Raw genomic sequence first — 6322 nt, forward strand, 5'->3', positions numbered from 1 at the left:
TCCCGGGCGAGGAGGCCCAGATCGCCCGGGCCGTCGAGGCGCGCCGTCTGGAGTTCACCACGGCCCGCTGGTGCGCCCGGCGGGCGATGGCGGCGCTGGGACAGGAGGCCGCCCCGGTCCTGCCGGGCCTGCGCGGCGCGCCGCAGTGGGCGCCCGGGCTGGTCGGGTCCATCACGCACTGCGCCGGCTACCGGGGCGCCGTCCTGGCCCATGCGCACGACATCGCGGCGCTGGGCATCGACGCGGAGCCCAACCAGCCGCTGCCCGAGGGGATCCTGGAATCGATCGCGCTGCCGCAGGAGCGGTCCTGGGTGACGCGGTTGCTCCGCACCCTCCCCCAGGTCCGCTGGGACCGGCTGCTGTTCTCCATGAAGGAGGCCGTCTACAAGTCGTACTTCCCGCTCACCGGGCACACTCTGGAGTTCGAGGACGCCCTGCTGACGGTGGACGCGGAGCGCGGGACGTTCCGTGCGGCCCTGCTCAAGGACCCGGCCGCGGAGCCGGGTTCGGCACGGCGGGTGCTGACCGGACGCTTCTCGGCCACCAACGGTGTGGTCCTGAGCGCGATCGCGGTGCCGGCCGTACGGCACGCGGAACTGGCCGGAACAGCGACAGGCGCCCCCCTGGCGGTCTGAACGGGGAGGCGCCTGCCGGCGGTCAAAGTGGAGCAGTTATCAATCAAGCTCGATCTACCACTGGTCGTCACTGTGCTGAACACGGATAGAAGCGGTCGTAACCGTTCCGCTTTGCGAAGCGGCCCGGCCTGCGTCACCGTGCTGCCCCAGCAGCATGGCGCCGGTAAACAAAACACCAAGAGCACTACCCAGAGCTGCACTACGAGCGACGATGTTGATCATGCTTGTCATGACGTGCACGTTTCCCCCTGCTGGTTCGTTGTGTCCGCGTTCCGAACGGGAAGGATCGTCATGAACTTGAGCATCGCGCCGAACGGTGGTCCGTCCCGTCTTCAGGAACACCCTGTCGAATCTCTCAAGCGAAACCCAAGTGATATCCGATGGCTCAAAGCTGCACGGCAACAACTGCTCTCTGATCCCGCACCACTCGGGCGTGCGGAATGAACTACTCCGGCTCCGAATTCGCGGAGCTCGACGACATCAGCGCCGCCGCCTATGGACACGCCGTTGAATTGGGCCGCTTCATACGGGAGGACATAGCCTTGCGTCTGGCGCTGTCCCCGGCCGAGGTCACGCACGCCGAGAAGGTGCTGACCCTGCTGCGCCTGCTGCAGCCGATGCCGGGTGACCCCGACGTGCTCGTCCCCGTGGGCCCCGACGTCGCCACCGCCGATCTCGTCAGCTCGGCCGAGGCGCAGATCCGCGACCTCCAGCAGGCCGTCACCGACGTGCGCAGCCGCCTGATGTCGCTGACCCCGGTCTACTTCGAGGGCCGCCGGCTGCGCAACAGGCTGGAGGCCTTCGACGTCATCACGGACCAGGGCACCGTGCAGTCCATGCTGGACCACCTCAGCGCGCACTGCCGCCAGGAGGTGGCCTCCGTCGCACCGGGCGGCGCCCGCCCCGGCCCGCAACTGCAGGCGGCCCGCAAGTCGTCCCTGAGCATGCGCGAGCGCGGCGTCGCGGTCCGCACCATCTACCAGCACACCGCGCGCAGTGACCTCGCCACGCGCGCGTACGTGCGCGACGTGACTGAGGCCGGCGTCGAGGTGCGCACCGCCGATCAGGTCATCGACCGGATACTCATCTACGACCGGGATACGGTCTTCCTTCCCACCCATGCGGAGCAGGACGACGAGTCGCAGTCGACCGGCGGTGCCATCGTCGTCCGGGAGCCCACCCTGGTGGCGTTCGTGTGCAACGTCTTCGAACACCTCTGGGACGGCGCGACGCCCTTCGTCCCGGACACCTCGCGCGCGCCGTCCGTCGCCGACGACCTCAAGCAGTCGATCCTGCGCCTGATGGCGAAGGGCTACAAGGACGAGATGGTCGCGCGGCGGCTCGGCATGTCGGTGCGCACCTGCCGCCGTCACATCTCGGAGATCACCGAGGAACTCGAGGCCACCAGCCGCTTCCAGGCCGGGTACAACGTGGCGATGTCCCGCATGCTGGAGCAGCGTGCCGGACGTGAGGCGGACTCCGGCTGACGCTCACACCTCGCCCAGTGCCTCCTCGATGGTCTCCACGCAGTCCTCGTCGAGCATCGTCGTGATGTCCGTACCGCCCGGCGGTCCGAACCCCGCGTCGTAGACGGCGGCGCTCACGCAGTAGCCGCTGGCCAGCGGGAACGTGCGGAAGGCCCACTCGTCCCCGGTGCCGGCGCTGCCGTCGGGCCGCTGCACCCGCACCGGCTTGCCGTCGGGGCCGAAGCCGAACTCGGTGAACCGGAACTGCATGCCCTGTCCGATTGCCTTGCTGTAGGCCTCCTTGAGCGTCCACAGACGCACCAGGGACGGGTTGCGCTGCTCCTCGGGCAGCGCGGCGAGCGTCACCATCTCGTACGGGGTGCACACATGCCGTCCCAGTCCGCCGCCGTACATCTGCCGGTCGGCGCGCTCGGCGTCCACTCCGATCAGGCCCCGCGTGGTGAGGCCCACGACCAGCAGGTCGTCCGTGTGGCTGAGGCTGATGTCGATCTGGTCGCAGCCACGCAGATAGGGCCGGCCGGTGGGGCCGTAGGCCAGCTCCAGGGCGTCCGGGTCGCCGCGCAGCGCGGCCGCGGCGGCGGACTTGAGCAGCACCCGGGAGGCCGCGTACCGGTCCCGCACCTCCGCGTGGGCGAGGTCGAGATAGCGCGACCAGTCGCGCCCCAGCAGCCGGCGCAGCCCGTCACCGCCGGGCAGCTGGGGCTGCAGGACGGAACGGTGGGCGTAGAGCAGGGCGGTCCCGCTCGCCTTCAGGTCCTCCCGGACGCGGTCCCACGCGGCGTCGTCGACCCCCACCTCGACGGGCGCGCCGAGCGGCGGCCCGAGCGTGGAATTGCCGGGGACGGTCATGCCTGTGCCTCCACCCTGTTCTGCTGTTGCTGCTGCTGTACGACGACGGCGTGGATCTCGGCGAGCGTGCGGGCCTGCAGAACGGGGGACAGCGACAGACGCCGGCCGGTCTCCTCCTCCACCAGAGTGACCAGCCGCAGCAAGTACAGCGAGTCCCAGCGGGGAAGATCCACCAGACTCCGCCGAGCCTCTTCCACCGTTGTATCGAGACTCAACTCGTCCCTGAGCAGTGCGAGAAACCCCTCGAGCGTGTCGACCGCGCTCATGTGCGCTCCCTCCCGTCGAAGCCGGTGGTCAGCGGCCCGGTGATCCGCACGTGCTCCGGAGCGGGCGGCAGCCGTCGCAGGTCGTGCCGGAACAGCAGTGCCCCGTCCCGCTCCCCGGCGGCCGTGAAGCCGAGGGACGGGTAGAAGTCACGTGCCCGGCCGTTCTTCGCGGTGAGCCGGAACGCGGCGAGCACCGCACCGTGTCCGGCGTCGCGGGCGTGTGCCAGCACCGTCGCCAGCACGCTCTGTTCCACTCCGCGGGCCAGCACGCGGCAGCTGAGCCAGATGTTGTCCAGGCGCAGCACGTCCCCTTCATGGGTGGCGAGGAGCGCGCCGGTCAGGCCGTTGGCGCCGAACCGGTCGGCGGTGCGCGCCACGAGCAGGAGCCGGTCCGGGTCGGCGGCGGCCCCGGCCGCCTCGGCCGGTGTGAGACGTACGCCGTTCAGGTTGAACTGATTGGTGCGCTGCGTGAGCTGGGCGAGCCGCTCGTGCTCGTGGGCCAGCGGCGCGGACAGGTCGACGGTGATGTCGAGCCCGCGCAGGAAGTCCTCGTGCGAACCGGCCTCGGCCCGCAGGGCGGCACGGGCCTGGGCGGCGCGGTAGTGCCCGGCGCGGGCGCGGTCCTCGTCGGTCAGGGCGAGCGTGTCGAACCAGCCGTCGGCGAGAAGCCGTTGCACGTGCAGCGCGGGCTCCCCGTCGAGCGGAACCACGGCGGCGCGCACGCCGGAGTGGCGTACCTCGGCTCGCTCGGCGGGCGAGTCGTCGGCGAACACGAGCGCGTCGTCGCCGATACCGAGGGCCGCGGCCACCGCGGCGAGGTGTCCGCTCTTGGGTTCCCAGTCGGCACGCACGGAGGCGAAGTCCCCCTCCCTGAGCTGGAGATCGGGGTGGGTGCGCAGCGCGTCCAGGACGGCACCGCGCTCGTTCTTGCTGCTGACGGCGAGCAGCACACCCTGGGCGGCGAGCTGCCGCACGGTGCGCTGGAACGTGCCGAACGCCTCGCCCCGCAGGGTCCCCGCGGCGGCGATGCCGTCGGCGCCGTCGTCGCCGAGCACCCCGTCCCACAGGGTGTGGTCGAGGTCGAGGACCAGGCACTTGCGCGTACGCCCGGTCAGGGCCCGTGCCAGGTGGGCGACTTCGCGCGCATAGGCGTCGAGCAGCGCGGCACCGATGCGGGCTCCGGCGTACTGCGCCAGGCGCGCGTCGGCGACCGGGCCCGAGGCGGCCACCAGCGGGTCGAGGTCGATCACCACCACCCCCGGCGCCTCGGCCCCGAGGCGCAGCAGCCGGACGTTGAACTCCCGCCACACCACGCCAAGCCGGGCCCGGGAGCGGTGGTCGACGAGCTGATGGGTGCGCTCGCGCGGCAGCGGCACCGTGTTGAGCACCAGAGTGGCTCCGCCCGCGGACGCGTAGTGCCGGACCAGGCCCTCCAGACGTGCCGCCACCTCCTCCGCGGCCCGTTCGACGTCGTCGGGCCCCCAGACGGCGGGCACCTCGGCGAAGACGGTGGTGTCGTCGAGGAGACAGATCGCCATATCGGCTTCCAGGCCGTGGAAGACACCGGACGGATCGGCGAGGTCCCGCAGATATGCGCCGTGGTCGCCGACGACCGGGTTCAACAGCAGCCCGTGCCTGGCCAGTTCGCCGGTGAGCGGCTCGACCACGTCCGCCGCGGTGGACTGCCCCGTGATCGCCACGGTCAGCCGGTCGACGCACGGGTGCCGGGCGAGGACGGCGTCCCGGTCGGCCCTCGCCAGCAGCCGCCCGGCCCGCCGCGCCCAGTCGGACCTCGGCCCGGGGTCGTCGGCCAGCTCGGCGAGGAGTGGCGCCACCTCGTCGTACGCCTCCTCCAGCCGTCCCCGCGCGGCGAGGTCCCGCAGCCGTTCCAGCGGCTCGCCCCGCGTCGTCGTACGCACCGGTACCGCCATCCCCTACACCTTCTCCAGGCCGAGCCCGGTCTTGATCCACTTGCTCGACTCCACGGCGATCGCGAGCGCCCGGCCCCCGGTGGGCAGGTCCGGGAGAAGCCGTGCCAGCTGCAGCAGGACCAGGGCGTTGCCGGTGTTGCCGGTCTCGGCGACGCAGGACACCTCCTGGGCGCCGGGCACGCCGAGCTGTTCGGTGATCCGTTCCGTCATCCGTCCCGACAACTGGGGCGGCAGCAGGAAGTCCAGGTCGTCGGGGGCCCATTCGAGCTGGTCGAGGAGTTCCCAGAGGATCTCCCGGGCCATGGTCGGCACGGACTCCTCGATGGCCTTGTAGTCCTCGACGACCATGGGGCGTTCACTGTGGCGGTCGCTGATCCCGTACCAGTCGACGGTCTGGCCCGGCGGGCGGCCCAGTCCCGTGAAGCGGTTGAGGACGCCCTTGATCTCGACGCGTTCGGCCACCGGCTCGGCCGTGAGCACCGCCGCGCCCGCGCCGTCGCCGAACAGCACGTAGTTGACGAGCTCCTCGGTGGGCATGCGGGCCACCTCGCGGTGCACGTCGAGGTGGCGATGGGTGACGTCACCGCCGATCACGAGCCCGGCCCGGGCTCCGCCGGCGATCAGCGTACGGCCGAGGTCGAGCGCCTGCACGGCGCCCGCGCAGCCGGACTGGATCTGGAAGGCGGGCAGGTACATCAGGCCGAGCCGGTCGGCGACCTCGCTGGCCGTGGTCGGCAGCAGCGTGTCCGGCGTGGCGGTGGCCAGCAGCACGAACTCGATGTCGACCGGGTCGAGTCCGGCGGAGTCGATGGCCGCGCCACCGGCCTGCGCACACAGGTCGGCGAGGGTGTTCCGCACCTGTCCCGTCTCCAGGTCCCAGCCGAAGTACCGGGTGCGGGTGCCGACGAAGATGTCGACCCACTCCTCGCTGACCCCGAGCGCCCTGCCGAGGGTGGCGTTGTCTACGGGCGGGCCGGGCAGCGCGCTCGCGGCCGCCGCGAGATAGGCCGTGGCGCTCACGCGCATGCTCCTTCCGGGCGAGGGGCGGGGGAAACCGCCGCCACGCCACCCGCGCCGAACAGGGCGCCGGGTTTGACCGTGGCGCCGGCGCCGGGGGCGCCGGGCCGGGGGTGCGGCACCCGCGCGCCCCCGGC

At 71.8% G+C, this 6322-nt stretch carries 7 protein-coding genes; 2 read left to right on the plus strand and 5 right to left on the minus strand.

Going from position 1 to position 6322, the window contains the following annotated elements; translation table 11 throughout:
* Window positions 1-635: 4'-phosphopantetheinyl transferase (locus ACFW2E_RS34125; RefSeq protein ID WP_384471984.1), on the plus strand; the 635-nt coding region annotated here is incomplete at its 5' end.
* 54 nt (window positions 636-689) lie between these two features.
* Here ACFW2E_RS34125 and ACFW2E_RS34130 read toward each other — a convergent pair.
* Window positions 690-977 carry a hypothetical protein gene (locus ACFW2E_RS34130; RefSeq protein ID WP_384471988.1) on the minus strand — a complete coding sequence of 96 codons (288 nt, stop codon included), beginning with the start codon at window positions 975-977 and terminating at the stop codon, window positions 690-692.
* Between the two features lie 98 nt (window positions 978-1075).
* Between ACFW2E_RS34130 and ACFW2E_RS34135 the strand changes: the two genes are divergently transcribed.
* Window positions 1076-2122 carry a LuxR C-terminal-related transcriptional regulator gene (locus tag ACFW2E_RS34135; RefSeq protein ID WP_384471991.1) on the plus strand — a complete coding sequence of 349 codons (1047 nt, stop codon included), beginning with the start codon at window positions 1076-1078 and terminating at the stop codon, window positions 2120-2122.
* Window positions 2123-2125: 3 nt separating this feature from the next.
* Here the strand turns inward: ACFW2E_RS34135 and ACFW2E_RS34140 are convergent, their stop codons facing one another.
* From ACFW2E_RS34140 to ACFW2E_RS34155, 4 genes are read right to left on the minus strand one after another with little or no spacing between them, the layout of a single operon-like run.
* Window positions 2126-2971 carry a 4'-phosphopantetheinyl transferase family protein gene (locus ACFW2E_RS34140; RefSeq protein WP_384471994.1) on the minus strand — a complete coding sequence of 282 codons (846 nt, stop codon included), beginning with the start codon at window positions 2969-2971 and terminating at the stop codon, window positions 2126-2128.
* Entirely contained in the window at window positions 2968-3237 is a 270-nt protein-coding gene (locus tag ACFW2E_RS34145; RefSeq protein ID WP_384471997.1) for an acyl carrier protein, read from the minus strand. Before ACFW2E_RS34145 ends, ACFW2E_RS34140 begins: the two co-directional genes overlap by 4 nt.
* Window positions 3234-5168: an HAD-IIIC family phosphatase gene (locus tag ACFW2E_RS34150; protein ID WP_384472000.1), complete on the minus strand. Its 1935-nt coding sequence runs from the start codon at window positions 5166-5168 to the stop codon at window positions 3234-3236. The genes ACFW2E_RS34145 and ACFW2E_RS34150 overlap by 4 nt, the downstream gene beginning before the upstream one ends.
* 3 nt (window positions 5169-5171) lie before the next feature.
* Window positions 5172-6188: a 3-oxoacyl-ACP synthase III family protein gene (locus tag ACFW2E_RS34155; protein ID WP_384472002.1), complete on the minus strand. Its 1017-nt coding sequence runs from the start codon at window positions 6186-6188 to the stop codon at window positions 5172-5174.
* Between the last annotated feature and the right edge of the window lie 134 nt (window positions 6189-6322).

Origin of the sequence: Streptomyces sp. NPDC058964 (assembly GCF_042741275.1) — a bacterium.
GTDB lineage: Bacteria > Actinomycetota > Actinomycetes > Streptomycetales > Streptomycetaceae > Streptomyces.